General features: G+C 67.1%; 12 protein-coding genes. 3 read left to right on the top strand and 9 right to left on the bottom strand.

The genetic code is table 11. The features are described 5' to 3' along the window. Positions 1–13: 13 nt before the first annotated feature. The 6 genes from AXYL_RS16290 to AXYL_RS16265 form a co-directional block, all read right to left on the bottom strand. A complete protein-coding gene (locus AXYL_RS16290) occupies positions 14–1645 on the bottom strand; it encodes an ATP-binding cassette domain-containing protein (protein WP_013393916.1) in 1632 nt (543 codons plus the stop codon). A gap of 173 nt (positions 1646–1818) precedes the next feature. After that, complete coding sequence (locus tag AXYL_RS16285; RefSeq protein ID WP_013393915.1) at positions 1819–2814, bottom strand: serine hydrolase; 996 nt, start codon at positions 2812–2814, stop codon at positions 1819–1821. A 174-nt stretch (positions 2815–2988) separates the two neighbouring features. Further along, positions 2989–3858 carry an HpcH/HpaI aldolase/citrate lyase family protein gene (locus AXYL_RS16280; protein WP_041653701.1) on the bottom strand — a complete coding sequence of 290 codons (870 nt, stop codon included), beginning with the start codon at positions 3856–3858 and terminating at the stop codon, positions 2989–2991. 9 nt (positions 3859–3867) lie between these two features. Next, the gene (locus AXYL_RS16275) at positions 3868–4587 is read right to left on the bottom strand and encodes a response regulator transcription factor (protein ID WP_013393913.1); all 720 of its coding nucleotides are present in this window, start codon (positions 4585–4587) and stop codon (positions 3868–3870) included. A gap of 320 nt (positions 4588–4907) precedes the next feature. Beyond that, positions 4908–5378 carry a hypothetical protein gene (locus AXYL_RS16270; RefSeq protein ID WP_013393912.1) on the bottom strand — a complete coding sequence of 157 codons (471 nt, stop codon included), beginning with the start codon at positions 5376–5378 and terminating at the stop codon, positions 4908–4910. A 70-nt stretch (positions 5379–5448) separates the two neighbouring features. After that, on the bottom strand, positions 5449–6048 hold the full coding sequence (locus AXYL_RS16265) for a GNAT family N-acetyltransferase (protein WP_013393911.1): 600 nt from the start codon (positions 6046–6048) through the stop codon (positions 5449–5451). Positions 6049–6156: 108 nt separating this feature from the next. Here AXYL_RS16265 and AXYL_RS16260 point away from each other — a divergent pair, with 108 nt between their 5' ends. Further along, positions 6157–7389: an NAD(P)/FAD-dependent oxidoreductase gene (locus AXYL_RS16260; protein ID WP_041653699.1), complete on the top strand. Its 1233-nt coding sequence runs from the start codon at positions 6157–6159 to the stop codon at positions 7387–7389. 86 nt (positions 7390–7475) lie between these two features. On the opposite strand, the gene AXYL_RS16255 is transcribed toward AXYL_RS16260, so the two are convergent. Next, the gene (locus AXYL_RS16255) at positions 7476–8609 is read right to left on the bottom strand and encodes a 3-deoxy-7-phosphoheptulonate synthase (protein WP_013393909.1); all 1134 of its coding nucleotides are present in this window, start codon (positions 8607–8609) and stop codon (positions 7476–7478) included. A gap of 240 nt (positions 8610–8849) precedes the next feature. Between AXYL_RS16255 and AXYL_RS16250 the strand changes: the two genes are divergently transcribed. Both AXYL_RS16250 and AXYL_RS16245 read left to right on the top strand, forming a co-directional pair. Further along, positions 8850–10076 (top strand): EAL domain-containing protein, encoded by a 1227-nt coding sequence (locus tag AXYL_RS16250; protein ID WP_013393908.1) that lies wholly within the window; start codon positions 8850–8852, stop codon positions 10074–10076. Between the two features lie 189 nt (positions 10077–10265). After that, complete coding sequence (locus AXYL_RS16245; RefSeq protein WP_013393907.1) at positions 10266–11576, top strand: ferric reductase-like transmembrane domain-containing protein; 1311 nt, start codon at positions 10266–10268, stop codon at positions 11574–11576. A gap of 5 nt (positions 11577–11581) precedes the next feature. Here the strand turns inward: AXYL_RS16245 and AXYL_RS16240 are convergent, their stop codons facing one another. Together AXYL_RS16240 and AXYL_RS16235 are read right to left on the bottom strand one after the other, a co-directional pair. After that, on the bottom strand, positions 11582–13240 hold the full coding sequence (locus tag AXYL_RS16240; RefSeq protein WP_013393906.1) for a mucoidy inhibitor MuiA family protein: 1659 nt from the start codon (positions 13238–13240) through the stop codon (positions 11582–11584). Positions 13241–13385: 145 nt separating this feature from the next. Then, on the bottom strand, positions 13386–14276 hold the full coding sequence (locus AXYL_RS16235) for a LysR family transcriptional regulator (protein ID WP_013393905.1): 891 nt from the start codon (positions 14274–14276) through the stop codon (positions 13386–13388). Positions 14277–14337 lie beyond the last annotated feature (61 nt).

Below are 14337 nucleotides of genomic sequence, written 5' to 3'. Positions count from 1 at the left end.
GGCGCGCCTTGCGTCAAGCGGCCTTGGCAGCCAGCTTGGTCTTGTACAGCCAGTCCTTGTAGTCGTCCAGGTCGCCATCGAAGGGGCTGACCTCGCCGTCGGCCACGATGATGAATTCATCGGTGGTGGCACGCAGCAGGTGGCGGTCGTGCGATACCAGCATCAGCGTGCCTTCGAACTGGGCCAACGCGGTGGTCAGGGCTTCGCGGGTTTCCAGGTCCAGGTGGTTGGTGGGCTCGTCCAGCAGCAGCAGGTTGGGGCGCTGCCAGACGATCAGGGCCAGCGCCAGCCGCGCCTTTTCGCCGCCGGAGAACGGCGCGATGGAACTGGTGGCCATGTTGCCGTTGAAGTTGAAGCTGCCCAGGAAGTTGCGCAATTCCTGCTCGCGCACGGTGGGCGCGATCTTCGTCATATGCCACAGCGGCGATTCGTCATGGCGCAGCATCTCCACCTGGTGCTGGGCGAAGTAGCCGATCGACAGTCCCTTGTTGAACTGCGCCTCGCCGGCCAGTGTTGCCAGTTCGCCCGCGATGGTCTTGATGAAGGTGGACTTGCCCGCGCCGTTGATGCCCAAGAGGCCAATGCGCTGGCCAGCCTGCAGCGAAAAATTGATGCCCGACACGATGATCTTGTCGGACTCGACTTCCGTTTCCTCATCCGCGATGCGATAGCCGGCGCTGACCGCGTCCATGGTCAAGAGCGGATTCGGCGCGCGCAAGGGCTCGCGGAACTCGAACGAGAACTCGGCGGCCGCGCGCAGCGGCGCCACTTCTTCCATGCGGGCCAGCGCCTTGATGCGGCTCTGCGCCTGGCGCGCCTTGCTGGCCTGGGCCTTGAAGCGGTCGATGAAGGACTGCAGGTGCGAGCGCTGGCGCATCTGCTTTTCCATCATGCCTTGCGCCAGTTCCAGCTGCGCGGCGCGTTGGCGCTCGAAGGACGAATAGTTGCCCGAATAGCGCTTGAGCTTGCGCTCATCGATATGGACGATGACGTTGACCACGCCATCCAGGAAATCGCGGTCGTGCGAAATGACGATGAGCGTGCCCGGATAGCGCTTGAGCCAGTCTTCCAGCCAGATGATGGCGTCCAGGTCCAGGTGGTTGGTGGGCTCGTCCAGCAGCAGCAGGTCGGACGGGCACATCAGCGCCTGCGCCAGGTTCAGGCGCATGCGCCAGCCGCCGGAAAAACTCGTCAGCGGCAGGTGCATTTGGGCCTGCGTGAAGCCCAGGCCGGTCAGCAATTGCTCGGCGCGCGAATGCACGGTGTAGGCGTCGGCATCGGCCAGCGCGGCGTAGATGTCGGCCATGCGCAGGCCGTTCTCGGTGCTTTCGGGTTCGGCTTCGAGCTGCGCCAGTTCCGCTTCCAGCTTGCGCAAGGTCACATCGCCGTCGATCGCGTACTCAATGGCCGGCCGGTCCAGCGCGGGCGTTTCCTGCGCCACATAGGCCATGCGCCAGCTGGAGGGGTAGTCGAGGTCGCCCTGGTCGGCGTGCAGCGTCCCGCGCAAGAGGCCGAACAGGCTGGACTTGCCGGCGCCGTTGGCGCCGATCAGGCCGATCTTGTCGCCGGGGTTGAGCAGCAGGTCGACCTTGTCGAGCAAGGGCTTGACGCCCCGCATGAGTGAAACTTGTTGGAAGCGGATCATGGATGGTGCAACAGGGACGCGGCAGAATTCCCGCCGGCCGGGCGCGCTGAAAAATAATCGGGGAAAGGGGGGCGCACGGGCGGCGCGACAGGCGGACGGAACGGGCGTTCGTTCCACGTCAAAGGGCGGTATTGTACAGGGCGCGGCGCGCCAGGCAGGCGCGATGGCGTCGGCTAGCGCGAGGCGAACCGGCTGTCCAGCACTCGCCGCAGGCGAACCGCGTCGCCGAAGCGCGAGCCGCTGGTGCCCTGCGCGTTGAGCAGCACCATGGCCAGGTTGCGTTTGCCGACCTTCACCGCCATGACCAGGCAGTCGCCGGCTTCGCGCGTGGTGCCCGTCTTGGACACCAGGATGTCCCATTGCGGACGGCCCACCAGGATGTTGGTGTTGCGGAAGGTCTGGCCGGCGGCCTGGTAGCTGGTTTCGCCGGTGTATTGCGAGATCAGCGGCTGCGCGGAAATCGCAGCAAGCAATTTGACGAGGTCCCTGGCCGAGGACTGGTTTTCGTTGGACAGGCCGCTCGGTTCGGCGAAACTGGAGTCGGTCATGCCCAGGGCGCGGGCTTCGGCGTTCATCGCCGCGACGAAGGCTGCCGAGCCGCCGGTATAGGTGCGCCCCAGGGCCTGCGCGGCGCTGTTTTCGGATGGGACCAGCGCCAGGCGCAGCAAATCGGCACGGCTCAGTTTGGTGCCGGCCGTCAGGCGCGAGGGCAACTCACTGGCGGAGCGGGTGTCGCTGGCGTCGATGGTGATGATTTCATCCATGGGCAGGCCGGCCTTCACCAGCGTCAACGCCGTCATCAGCTTGGTGATGGAGGCGATGGGCCGCACAGCGCCCTCGTTGCGCGCGAACAGGACTTCGGAGGTGTCCAGGTCCTGGACCAGGATGGTGCTGGACTTGAGCTTGCCGATTTCCTTGGCCGGATCGCGGGTGACCAGCGAGGCGTTGACGGCTGCGTCCGGGTCCTGCGGATCGGGCTGCGCGCCCCAGCGCTGGACCGCGATGCGCTTGCCGTAGCCATGCTGGCACATCGGCAGGGAGGGCTGGGAATTGCACGGGTGGAAATTGGCAGCTTGAGCCCGCGCCGGCGCCGGCAAGCCCGCAGCGGTGGCGGCCCACAGCGCCGCCGCGCAGAATGACATCGATACTTGCCGCAAGATCAGCGCCACGATCTCTCCCCGATTTGCCGGGCCCGCGCCCGATGGCGCGTTACCGAAATATGCATTTGAAAGCTGATATTACTGCGATGGGCGCTTTTTTCGCGGCCGTGTTTGTCCGCGCATGGCGGCGCAGGCTACGCGCGTGGCCTTGCATCCGCACGGCCGTATCTGCGGGACAGGGCGCTAGGCGCGCGGGATGGCCTCGGCCAGCGCCAGCAGCCGTTCCGCCTCGTGCGCGTGCAGGTTCTCCACCAAGGCGCCGTCGACCACGGCCACGCCCAGGCCGGCGGCCTGCGCGGCTTGCCAGGCGTCCAGGCGCTTGCGCGCGGTGGCAAGTTCTTCTTCCGTAGGCGCGAAGGCGGCGTTGGCCGCCGCGATCTGTTTTGGATGGATGAGCGTCTTGCCATCGAATCCCTGGTCTCGCCCCTGCCTGCAGGCCGCCTCCAGGCCGGCGTCGTCGTGCAGGTCCAGGTGCACGCCGTCCAGCGCCGCCAGGCCGTGGGCCCGCGCCGCCATCACCGCCATCGATCGCGCCCACAGGGTTTCTTCGCGCGATGGGGTGTGGCGCGCGTGCAGGTCCTTCACCAGGTCCGAGGTGCCGACGACGATGGCCGCCAGTCTCTGATGACCGCAGGCGATGGCGTCCAGCCGCAGAAAGCCCAAAGGCGTTTCCGCCATGGCCCACAAGGGCAGGCCGGCAGGCGCGCCCGCCGCGTCCAGCGCCCGCGCGAGCGCGTCGAGTTCGGCGGCGGACTGTACCTTGGGCAACAGCACCGCGTCGGCGCCCGCCTGGGCTATGGCCCGGACGTCGTCCAGGCCCCAGGGCGTGTCCAAGGCATTGACGCGCACCACGCATTCGCGGCGGCCGTAGCCGCCAGCGCGCAGGGCCGCGGCGACTTGGTCGCGAGCCTGCGCCTTGGCGTCGGGCGCGACGGCGTCTTCCAGGTCGAGGATCAGGACGTCGGCGTCGAGGTTGCGCGCCTTGTCCAGCGCGCGCGCATTGGCGCCAGGCATATAGAGGACGGAACGGCGGGGTCGGATCGGAGGATGCATGAGGCGGTTTCAGTTCTTGGCGTTGCCGACGATACGCACGGGCGTGGTGCACACATAGCCCACGCCGTACACCGTGCGTATGCCCATATCGCCGCCTGCATGCGCGCGCAGCTTGCGGCGCAGTCGGTGCATATGGGCATCCAGCCGGTGCGTGTCGTAGGCCTCCACGCTGGCGCCCAGCGCTTCGATCAGGCGGTCGCGCGACAGGGGCAGCGGCGCGGCCTGGATCAGTGCGCCGATCAGCCGGCTTTCGGTGTCGGTGATGTCCACGCAGACTTGCTGCGGCGACATCAAGGTGCGCCGCGCCGGATCGAAGCGCCAGGCGTCGGATTCGGGCGCATCGGCATCGCCCGCCGGCACCACGCGCAGGCGGCGCGATAGCGATACCAGAGTGGCCCCCAGCTCGGCCAGGTTGACGGGTTTGGTGAGGTAGTGGTCGGCGCCCAGGCTCAGGCCCGAGACCTTGTCTTCACTCAACAGGCGTCCGGTCAGCATGATGATGCCCATGGACGGGAAGGAGGTCCGCAAGTGGGACACGCGGGTCAGCGCGTCGCCGTCCGGCAGCATGGCGTCCAGCACCAGGATGCCCGGCGTGACGGTGAGCAACAGCTGGTCCAGCTCGGCCAGGGAGCCGGCAGTGAGGATGCTGCGGTCCAGACCGAGGTCTTCTATGTACTCGGCGATGGTGTCGCGCCAGTCTCCGTGGTCGTCGACAATGATGATGGTCACGGCGAGTCCGGCGTCAGCGGTTGCGCGCAAGGAGGTTCGAGTGCAAACACGCCATCCGCTCCTTGTATCTGGGTCTTCTTGTATAGGGGGAGTCCGCGAGCGCGATATTTTTCGTATCGCGCGCTTGCGGAGAATATCATCATCGTCGCTGCGGCGCCGCGTCAAGAATCAAGGATGGCAGCCGCGCGATGGAGAACTTTGGGTTGGTCAAAAAATGAGCAGCCCGTTGCGCGTCGGCCGAACGGCCATCAGCCATGGGTTCGAGCCTGTTTTATCCACAGAAATTGTGGATAAGGCCAGCGCTGTGGATACTGTGCTTTTTATGTAGGCAGGTGCTCGACCGGGACGCCGGGCGGCACCTTGCGCATACGGTCGCGCTCGATGCGCGGCGAGGCAAAACGGGTCTTGCGCGCGGCCGCATTCTGCAGCAGCACGGACAGCACCGCGCCCTTGTCCTGTATCCATTGGGTTTTGCCGCGCAGCAATTTCATCGCGCTCTCGGCCGTGCCCAGGCGATAGGTCATGGAGTTGATCTGGACCGAGGTCTTGCCGTTGAAGAGGGACACGTCCTGTTCGGTGATCGCTGCGGCGTCGAGGTTGTTGCTGTCGTGGTCGATGCGGTAGACGAACTTCAAGCCGCTGTGCGGGTCCAGCGCCACCACGAGTTTGTCGGACCCCGATATGTCGGACAGCATGCCGATCACCGGCGACTCGACCAACTGGTTGCCGCGCTGTTCCTCGGTGTAGATGTATATCGTGTAGCGCGCGGGCGCGGCGAAAGTCTGTTGCATACCTGGCTTCAATAGTGCGGGGCGGGCCTTGCGGCCCGGACAAGCTGCGAAAAGAGCGTGGCGGCCCGGCCTACGCGGCCCGACGCATGCGCATCAGCAGGCGGGCTTTGACCGCGGGCCAGTCCTCGTCGAGGATCGCGAAGTAGATCATGTCGCGCGCGCGTCCCGATTGCGCAATCAAGTGCTTGCGGAACACGCCTTCCTCCACGCCGCCGATGCGCAGGATGGCCTGGCGCGATTGCATGTTGCTCAGTTCAGTCTTGAATACAACGCGCATGATACCAATTGTTTCAAAGGCGTGCTGCAACAACAGAAACTTGGCCTCGGTGTTGGCGCCGCTGCGCTGGCTTGCGGGTGTGAGCCAGGTGCCGCCGATTTCCAGGCGCTTGTGGGCCAGCGCAATGTCCATGTAGCGCGTCGCGCCGATGATCTCGCCATTGTCCTGGCGCACGATGACGAACGGCAGGCAATGGCCTTCGCGTTGGCCGGTCAGCGCGCGATCCACATAGCGCTGCATGTCGTCCGGCGTCTGTACAGGTTCGGGCTGCAGGCGCCACAGCTCGGGATGCAGGCCAACCTGCGCGAGCGCGGCTGCATGGCTGGCGGCCAGGGGTTCAAGGCGCACGACCTCGCCAGCGAGCGTGACGGGTGGGAGGCGAGGGGGTGTCATGGCGTATTCCTTGGGAGCAACGAAGACGGTGGAGGCGTGCCGCGCAGGAAGGGATTCTACGCGCGAGCGCTCTTGCCGAACACCGCCTGCGAGAGCAGAATCCGCCGCATGAAAACAGACGCCTTGGTCTTGGGTGCGGGCATCGTCGGGGTCAGCACCGCCCTGCATCTGGCGGCGCGCGGCCGTTCCGTGGTGCTGCTGGACCGGCGCGGCCCCGGCGAGGAAACCAGTTACGGCAACGCCGGCCTGATCGAACGCGCCAGCGTGATTCCCTATGCCTTTCCGCGCGACTGGCGCAGCCTGTGGCGCTACGCCAGGAACAATACGCCGGACGTGAGCTACCACCCCCGCTTCCTGCCGCGCATCGCGCCGTGGCTGCTGCGCTACTGGTGGCATTCGGCGCCGTCGCGCCTGGCGCGCGCGGCCGAGGCCATGCTGCCGCTGATCGAGCGCAGCGTGGCCGAGCACGATGCGCTCAAGGACGAAGCAGGTATCTCCCATCTATTCCGGCGCAACGGCTGGATCGATGGCATGCGCAGCGAGGCGGGCCTGACCCAGGCCGTCGCCGAGGCGCAGGCGCTGGCGCCCTATGGCCTGAACTACCGCGTGCTGGACCGCCAGGCGCTGGCGGCGCTGGAGCCCTCGCTATCGCGCATGGCGGGCGCGGTGCATTGGCTGGATCCGGTCAACGTGTCGGACCCCGGCGCCGTGACGCAGGGTTATGCGGCCTTGTTCGAGCGGCGCGGCGGCGTGCTGGCGCGCGGCGACGCGCGCAGCCTCAAGCCATCGGGCAAGGGTTGGCAGGTGCAGGGTGAACAGGGCCTGATCGAGGCCCGCGACGTGGTCGTGGCGCTGGGTCCGTGGTCGCCGGACATCCTGCGCCCGCTGGGCTATCGCCTTCCCATGGCGGTCAAGCGCGGTTATCACCAGCACTTCGCGCTGGAGGACGGCGCGGCCTTGTCGCATCCGGTGGCCGACATCGAAAGCGGTTTCCTGGTGACGCCCATGACCCTGGGCGTGCGCTTGACGACCGGCGCGGAATTCGCGGCGCGCGATGCGCCGCCTTCACCGATCCAGATCCAGCGCACGCGCGCGCTGGCCCGCCAGCTGCTGCCGCTGGGCGAGGCCGTGGAGCGCGAGCCTTGGATGGGATGCCGGCCCTGCATGCCGGACATGCGGCCGGTCATCGGACCGGCGCCGCGCCATCCAGGACTATGGCTGGCCTTTGGCCACGCACATCATGGTTTCACGCTGGGACCGGTGACGGGCAAGCTGCTGGCCTGCATGATCACGGGCCAGGCGCCGGACATGGATCCGGCGCCTTACCGCGTCGGCCGCTGAGGGCGGACGCGGCAAGGCAGGAGCGAAAGGGCTTTCGGGCCTGAATCCCGGACCCGACACGCAGGCCGCAGATTCAGGCCGTAGCGTCAGGCCTGCTTCGAGGCCTTTTCGCGGCGCTGGCGCACGGCCAGGGCCAGCGTTTCCAACACGGGCGCGGTCTGCGACCAGCCCAGGCAGGCGTCCGTGATGGACACGCCGCGACGCAGCGGCAGGCCGGGCTTCAGGTCCTGGCGGCCCTCTTCGAGATGGCTTTCGATCATCACGCCGGTGATGCGGCCGTCGCCCTGGGCGATCTGCGCGGCAATGTCGTTGGCCACGTCGACCTGGCGCAGGTGCGACTTGTTGGAATTGGCGTGCGAGCAGTCGATCATGACCTGTTCGCGCTGGCCGGCCGCGCGCAGGGCGGCGCAGCAAGCGTCGACGCTGGCGGCATCGTAGTTCGGGCCTTGCTTGCCGCCGCGCAGGATGACGTGGGTGTCCTGGTTGCCGCGGGTTTCGAAGATGGCGGCCATGCCCATTTTGGTCATGCCCATGAAGGCATGCTTGGCGCTGGCGGCGACCATGGCGTCGGCCGCGATCTGCACGCCGCCGTCGGTGCCGTTCTTGAAGCCCAGCGGGCAGCTCAGGCCCGAGCTCAGTTGGCGGTGGCTGGGGCTTTCGGTGGTGCGCGCGCCGATGGCGCCCCAGGCGATCAGGTCGGCGATGTACTGCGGGCTGAGCAGGTCCAGGAATTCGGTCGCGATCGGCAGGCCCAGGCCGCTGATGTCCTGCAGCAGCTCGCGCGCGCGGCGCAGGCCTTCGTTGATGCGGAAGCTGCCGTCCAGGCGCGGGTCATTGATGTAGCCCTTCCAGCCCACGGTGGTGCGCGGCTTCTCGAAGTACACCCGCATGACGATGAGCAGGTCCTTCTGGTGCTGTTCGGCGGCGGTGCGCAGCAGGCGGGCGTACTCCATGGCCTGGCCATGGTCATGGATGGAACAGGGACCGACCACCAGCACCAGGCGGTCGTCGCGGCCGTGCAGCACGTCGGCGATCTGGACACGGCTTTGCTCGACCAGCGTCTGGATCTCGGTCGAAACCGGCAGCTCGTCTTGCAGCAGTGCGGGCGAAATCAAGGGGCGGACCGCGCTGATGCGGGTATCGTCCGTGCGCGTGTTGTCCTGGGTGGAGTCGGCCGCGCCGACCTCGCGGTCGTGCAGGGGGTCGTCAATGCGGGTCAAGGGTAGCTCCGTGCCGTAGATGCGGAAATAAAGACATCTATTATGGCACCGGCCGCGCCGCGGGGCGACGGAAGGCTGCCTCCGTCTGGCTGATGTTCCCGATACTACGACTATCGGCGATGGGCTTGCATTAACCCGTTAGCAATAACGACAGTCCGGGCGCGAATGCCTTAGCATGGTGTACACAGTTTCCAGCGGCCGCCTGCGGGGGCCCGCCCTATATGAGTAGGACGGTAGACCATGCCTAAAACGGAACCCGGCGGGACCCGACGGATACTACTCGTCGAAGACCATCCGGTCGAACGCGCTTATCTGCAGAATGTGCTGCTGGCGCTGGGTTTCCGCCGGGTGGCCGGCCTGGGCAGCAGCATCGAAGCCGTCACCGCGCTGGCGCGCCAGTTCTACGACGTGGTCATCAGCGACATCGTCACGGGCGAGGGCGACGGCACGCGCCTGCCCAATGAGCTGCGCCGCCTGGTGGACGCCGGCCGCCTGAAGAGCATGCCGCCCATCATCTGGATCAGCAGCCTCAGCGATGAACTGTTGCAGTCGCATGTGCGGCTGGCCTTGCAGGCCGGCTGTCCGTCCGCGCAGGCGCTGTCCAAGCCGGTATCGCGCACGGCCATGCAGCAGGCGATCAAGACGGCGCTGCGCAGCCTGGACGAGGACGACGCCGAGTCGCCGCGGCCGCGTTCCCTGCGGCGCGACGTCATCGAGGCCGCGCTGGGCCATGCCTTGATCACGGGGCAGGGGATGAGCGTGGTGCTGCAACCGCAGATGAGCCTGTCCACGGGACGGGTGCTGGCCGCCGAGGCGCTGTCGCGCTGGGACCATCCCGAGCTGGGCGCGATCCCCGCGTCGGACTTTGTGCCCGCCGCGCATCGGCTGGGCCTGGACCGCACCTTGTTCTGCCGGGTCACCGACCGGGTGCTGGAAGTCCTGCAGCGCATGCATGCCGAGGACATCGCCGTGCCCATCGCGATCAATGCCTCGGCCTCCACGCTATGCTCGCGCGACCTGCCGGGTCTGCTGGAGCAGCGCGTGGCGCAGGCCGGCCTGCCGGCGCGGCTGGTCAAGGTCGAGCTGACCGAAGACGAGCCGGTGACCGATTGGCTGGCCCTGTCCTCGGCGCTGAACCTGCTGCGGGTGCGCGGCTTTGAATTGGCGATGGACGATTTCGGCGCCGGCATCGCCTCCATGCGGCTGTTCTCGGCCATGCCGTTCACGGAACTGAAGATAGACCGCGACTTCATCGTGCACATGCACCGCGAGCCCGCGTCGCGCGCGGTGGTCGCGGCCGCCATCGAGATGGGCCGCGTGCTGGGTCGGCGCGTGGTGGCCGAAGGCGTAGAGCACGAGCGCGACGTGGAACTACTGCGCGAGCTGGGCTGCGACATGGCGCAAGGCTACGGGATTTCCGTGCCGCTGGAAGCCGACGCCTTCATCGAGTTCTGCCGCAGCCATTGAGCCATCGTTCCGCTGCCATGGAGTATCCTGGCGCTGGCCGGCCCCGTCCGGACCATCCCGATTTTCGGCGGACTTGACCCCGATCAAGACTGCGGCCGCGCAGAGAGAATCCACCCCACAGGCGGATTTACCATGGCTCCATGCGGACCGCGCTCGGTGGCGCGGTTCCCTAGATGGAGCGATGAACCGATGCGACGCACACTGGCCGCCGTCCTGTTGATCTCCCTGCTGGCCTGGGCCGGGGCCTGGTGGGCTCAACCTCCGGCCGAACTCAATGTCTGGACCGCGCGCGACCAACTCATCCTGCTGACCGGCCTGGGCGCCTATGCGATCATGACCCTGATCATGCTGCTGGCGGTGCGTCCGAGGTGGCTGGAAACGCGGATGGGCGGACTGGACAAGATGTACCGGCTGCACAAATGGAGCGGCATCCTGGCGGCCGCGCTGGCGGCGGCGCATTACCTGATCAAGCTGGGCAAGCCGCTGCTGCTGGCGCTGTTCGACCCAGTGCCGAAGACGCCGCGGGCCGCAGCCTTGCTGGACATGTTCCGCGGCTCGGCCAAGGACATCGGCGAATGGGCCGTGTGGATCCTGGCGGCGATGGTGCTACTCACCTTGTGGCGGCGCTTTCCGTACCACATCTGGCGCCAGGTCCATCGCATCGCTGCGGTGATCTTCCTGGTGGTCGCCTTCCATGGCGTGGTGTTGACGCCTGCCGCCTGGTGGTGGCAGCCGGCCGGCTGGATGGTGGCGATATGCACGGCGGTGGGGACGGTGTGCGCCCTGATGGCGCTGACCGGCAATATCGGGCGCGGCCGCCGCTATAGGGGGCAGGTGCTGGCCATAGATCATCTTTCCGACGACATACTGGCGCTGACCTGTAGGGTGGAGGGCAATTGGCACCATCGCGCCGGGCAGTTCGCCTTCCTGACCACGAACCGGCGTGAGGGCGCGCACCCCTACACGGTGTCCGGCGCGGACGATGGCACCGGCCGGGTGCAGTTCTCCATCAAGGCCTTGGGGGACTACACGCGGCGCCTGCAGCGCAGCCTGCAGGTGGGGCAGGACGTCATTATCGAAGGTCCCTATGGCTGTTTCGACTTCCAACGCGACGATGGGAGGCCGCAGATCTGGGTGGCGGCCGGCATCGGCGTCACGCCGTTCATATCATGGATGGAATCGCTGCAGACGGACCCGGACACTGCACCGGTCGCGACCCTGTACTACTGCGGCCGCAACGCCGATGACGCGCCGTTCGCGGATCACCTGAAAGCGCTATGCGCGCGCGTCCCGAATGTGACGCTGCAGGTGCGCTACAGCGAAACCCAGCGGCCGCTGACGGCCGCCGAGCTGGCCGAGCACCACACACCGGGCGCGCCCTGGCCCAGCGTGTGGTTTTGCGGCCCGGCGGGATTCGCCGATGCCTTGAAGGATGGGCTGCACCGGCGCGGCATGCCGGTGAGCGAACTGTTCCACCAGGAGGCGTTCCAGATGCGCTGAGCGCGTCAGATGCCGGAGACGTCGATATCGCCCGGATAGTCCACCGAGAATTTCAACACCGTTTCGCGCGACTTGCCGGGCTCCATTTCCCAGTCCCAGACCAGCTTGCCGTCTTCCTCGCGCTTGATCTCGCGGTCGGCCGGCGACAGCAGCTTGACCACGATCTTCTCGTTGCGCGAGATGGGCAGGCGGTCCTTGAACGACACTTGCTCCTTGGTGGCCTTGTTGTTCTTGACCGTGATCTTGTACTCGTAGGTCACGCGCTTGCCGCTGCCGGAAAAACCGGTGCTTTCGGTATAGCGGTTGACCAGCTGGCGCTTGATCGAAATGCCTTCATCGGCGCCCAGCGCCAGTTCGAGCTTCTCGCCGGGCATCACCGCCTTCATGGCGCTGGCCGCCACGAAGGCGTCGTCCAGGAAGGTGTTGAGCGAGCCGGCCAGGAACGGGAAGTCGGTGTTGTTGCTGGCATGCGCCGTCAGGAACATGGCTTCGCGCAGCGCCGGCGTGGACTGGTACTGCAGCGTGGCAGGCAGCTTGGCCGTGGCGATGGCCACGCGCTGCGAGGAGTTGTCGGACAGCAGCGTGGCCGGATTCTTGATCTGGAACGATGCGCTCGTCGCTTCGGCCTGCACCTGGGCGGTGGCCTGCTCCAGCGGTTCCGGCACAATCTCGACGGCGGGCGCCCCGGCGTCCTCGAAAGACTGGACCCGCTGGCGCGACATCTTGGCCTGGGCTTCGGCCTGCTGCATGGCCGCCACCGGAGCGGGGCTGGGACGCGGGCGGGGCGGAGGCGGCGGGGCGGCCACATCCACGATCCACGGCTGCAGCGCGGGCGCGCCGCCGCCCAGCGAGGGGCGCGCGGTCGACAGCGTGAGCTTGACGTTGTTCCAGTCTTCGCCGGTGTTCTGGCGGATGACGCCGAAGTAGCCCAGGTCCACGCTGCGGTCCGCCGGACGCAGGCGCGCGTCATAGGCGGGCGTCCAGCGCGCGCCGGCCACGGCGTAGGAAACGTTCAGGTCCAGCTTGCCCGCGCGCGCCAGGTTGACGCGCAAGGTGACGGTCTTGGTGCGGCGATTGAGCGAGTTCTGCAATTGGCCCAGCTGGTTCTGCAAGGCGGTGAGTTCGCGCTCCAGCGCCTCTTTCTGCTCCGCGACGCGGCGTAGTCCGGCCAGCGCGCGGGCCAGTGAATCCGCACTCAGCGACTGGATCGCCTTCAGTTCGTCCAAGGTCAGGCGCGCGCCGTCCTTGGCGGGTTCGGTGGCGCCGCGCTGCATCATCAGCACCAGCTCGCGCTGGTTGTCCAGCACCGCGGCCTCATCGTCCAGCAGCGCCTGCTGGCCCTGCAGCTTGCGCACTTGTTCTTCCAGCTGCTTGACGCGCTCGTTGGCGGTGTCGGCCTGATAGGCGTCGCGCACTTTCACGTCCAGCAGCGTGGCCTGGCCGGTGCTCTTGGCTGAGACCTGCAAGGAATTTTCCTGCAGGCTGGCGGGCAGCTTCTCCAGCACCAATTCATGCTCGCCGGCGGCCAGCTCGCTGCTGGCGGCGCGCGTCACGACGGCGCGGTCCTGGTAGACGGTCACGGAACCGATGGAAGAGGCCAGCCCGGCGGCAGCGGCCAGGCCGGGGATCGTCGCGATGGCCAAGGCCAGAAGGGTACGTCGCACTATTTCACCTTTAGACAGGTTGGAATCGCGCGGCGCCGTGCCCCTCGACAGGGACGGACCGCCGCGCGCGCCAAATTTACATTGCGGTCCGGACGCGGGTCTTACAGAAGATGACAAACGCGACAGTGCGAAACCGTGGCGCCTCCTAGGGGTGGGCCAGTTCGCGCAACATGTCGACGGCATTGGCGGCCGCGGTCGAACGGTCGTGGCGGCGGTAGGCCATGTCCAGCAGCGCGTGCGGCGCGTCGCCCTTGATCGGCCGGTACTCGATGCCTTGCGCGCCCATGTGCCGCATCGCCGCGGGCACGATGGAAATGCCGACGCCGGCCGCCACCAGGCTGACGATGGATGCCATTTGCGGCGCTTCCTGGATGACCCGCGGCGCGAAACCGGCGCGCAGACAGGCCGACATGATCGCGTCGTACAGGCCGGCGCCGATGGGACGCGGATACAGCACGAAGTCCTCATCCGCCAGCGCCGCGATCGGCACGCTGCGCTTGCGGCTGAGCGGGTGGTCGGGCGGCAAGGCCACCAGCATGGGTTCATCGAGCACGCGTTCGGATTCGAATTCCGGGTCCAGCACGTAAGGCGGACGCACGAATGCCACGTCGACTTCGCCTGCGCGCAGGCCGCGCAGCAGCGAGACCGTGTTGCTTTCCGTGAGCGTCACGCGCACGTCGGGATAGCGGTCCCGGTAGGCGCGGATGGCCTGCGGCAAATAGGGGTGGAACACGGCGGATGCCGTGAATCCCACCGTGATCGCACCGCGTTCCCCGCGCCCCAGGCGACGAGCCGTGTCGATGGCGCGGTCGGCGCTGGCGAGGATGGCACGCGCGTCGTCCAGGAACTGCGCGCCGGCTTCGGTCAGCGCGATGCCTCGCGGCAGGCGCAGAAAGAGCGGGGTGCCGATCTCGCGCTCCAGCTGCTGGATCTGCTGGCTCAGCGGTGGCTGGCCTATGCCCAGCCTGGCGGCGGCGCGCGTGAAGTGCAGTTCTTCGGCGACGGCGGTGAAATAGCGCAGGTGGCGCAGTTCCATCGTTATTAAATATGGCGGGAGTGAGTTTCATATATTGGACATATGAAGGGGAAAAGTCTAC

It is taken from the genome of Achromobacter xylosoxidans A8, from assembly GCF_000165835.1.
Taxonomy (GTDB): Bacteria; Pseudomonadota; Gammaproteobacteria; order Burkholderiales; family Burkholderiaceae_B; genus Achromobacter; species Achromobacter xylosoxidans_B.
The sequence above is the reverse complement of the archived record's forward strand: the minus strand, read 5'-3'. Positions and strand labels throughout refer to the sequence as shown.

Coding starts and splice junctions, on each gene's coding strand:
- AXYL_RS16235 (WP_013393905.1), bottom strand. CDS start 14,276: ATGGAACTGCGCCACCTGCGCTATTTCACCGCCGTCGCCGAAGAACTG.
- AXYL_RS16270 (WP_013393912.1), bottom strand. CDS start 5,378: ATGCAACAGACTTTCGCCGCGCCCGCGCGCTACACGATATACATCTAC.
- AXYL_RS16250 (WP_013393908.1), top strand. CDS start 8,850: ATGCCTAAAACGGAACCCGGCGGGACCCGACGGATACTACTCGTCGAA.
- AXYL_RS16245 (WP_013393907.1), top strand. CDS start 10,266: ATGCGACGCACACTGGCCGCCGTCCTGTTGATCTCCCTGCTGGCCTGG.
- AXYL_RS16290 (WP_013393916.1), bottom strand. CDS start 1,645: ATGATCCGCTTCCAACAAGTTTCACTCATGCGGGGCGTCAAGCCCTTG.
- AXYL_RS16265 (WP_013393911.1), bottom strand. CDS start 6,048: ATGACACCCCCTCGCCTCCCACCCGTCACGCTCGCTGGCGAGGTCGTG.
- AXYL_RS16260 (WP_041653699.1), top strand. CDS start 6,157: ATGAAAACAGACGCCTTGGTCTTGGGTGCGGGCATCGTCGGGGTCAGC.
- AXYL_RS16280 (WP_041653701.1), bottom strand. CDS start 3,858: ATGCATCCTCCGATCCGACCCCGCCGTTCCGTCCTCTATATGCCTGGC.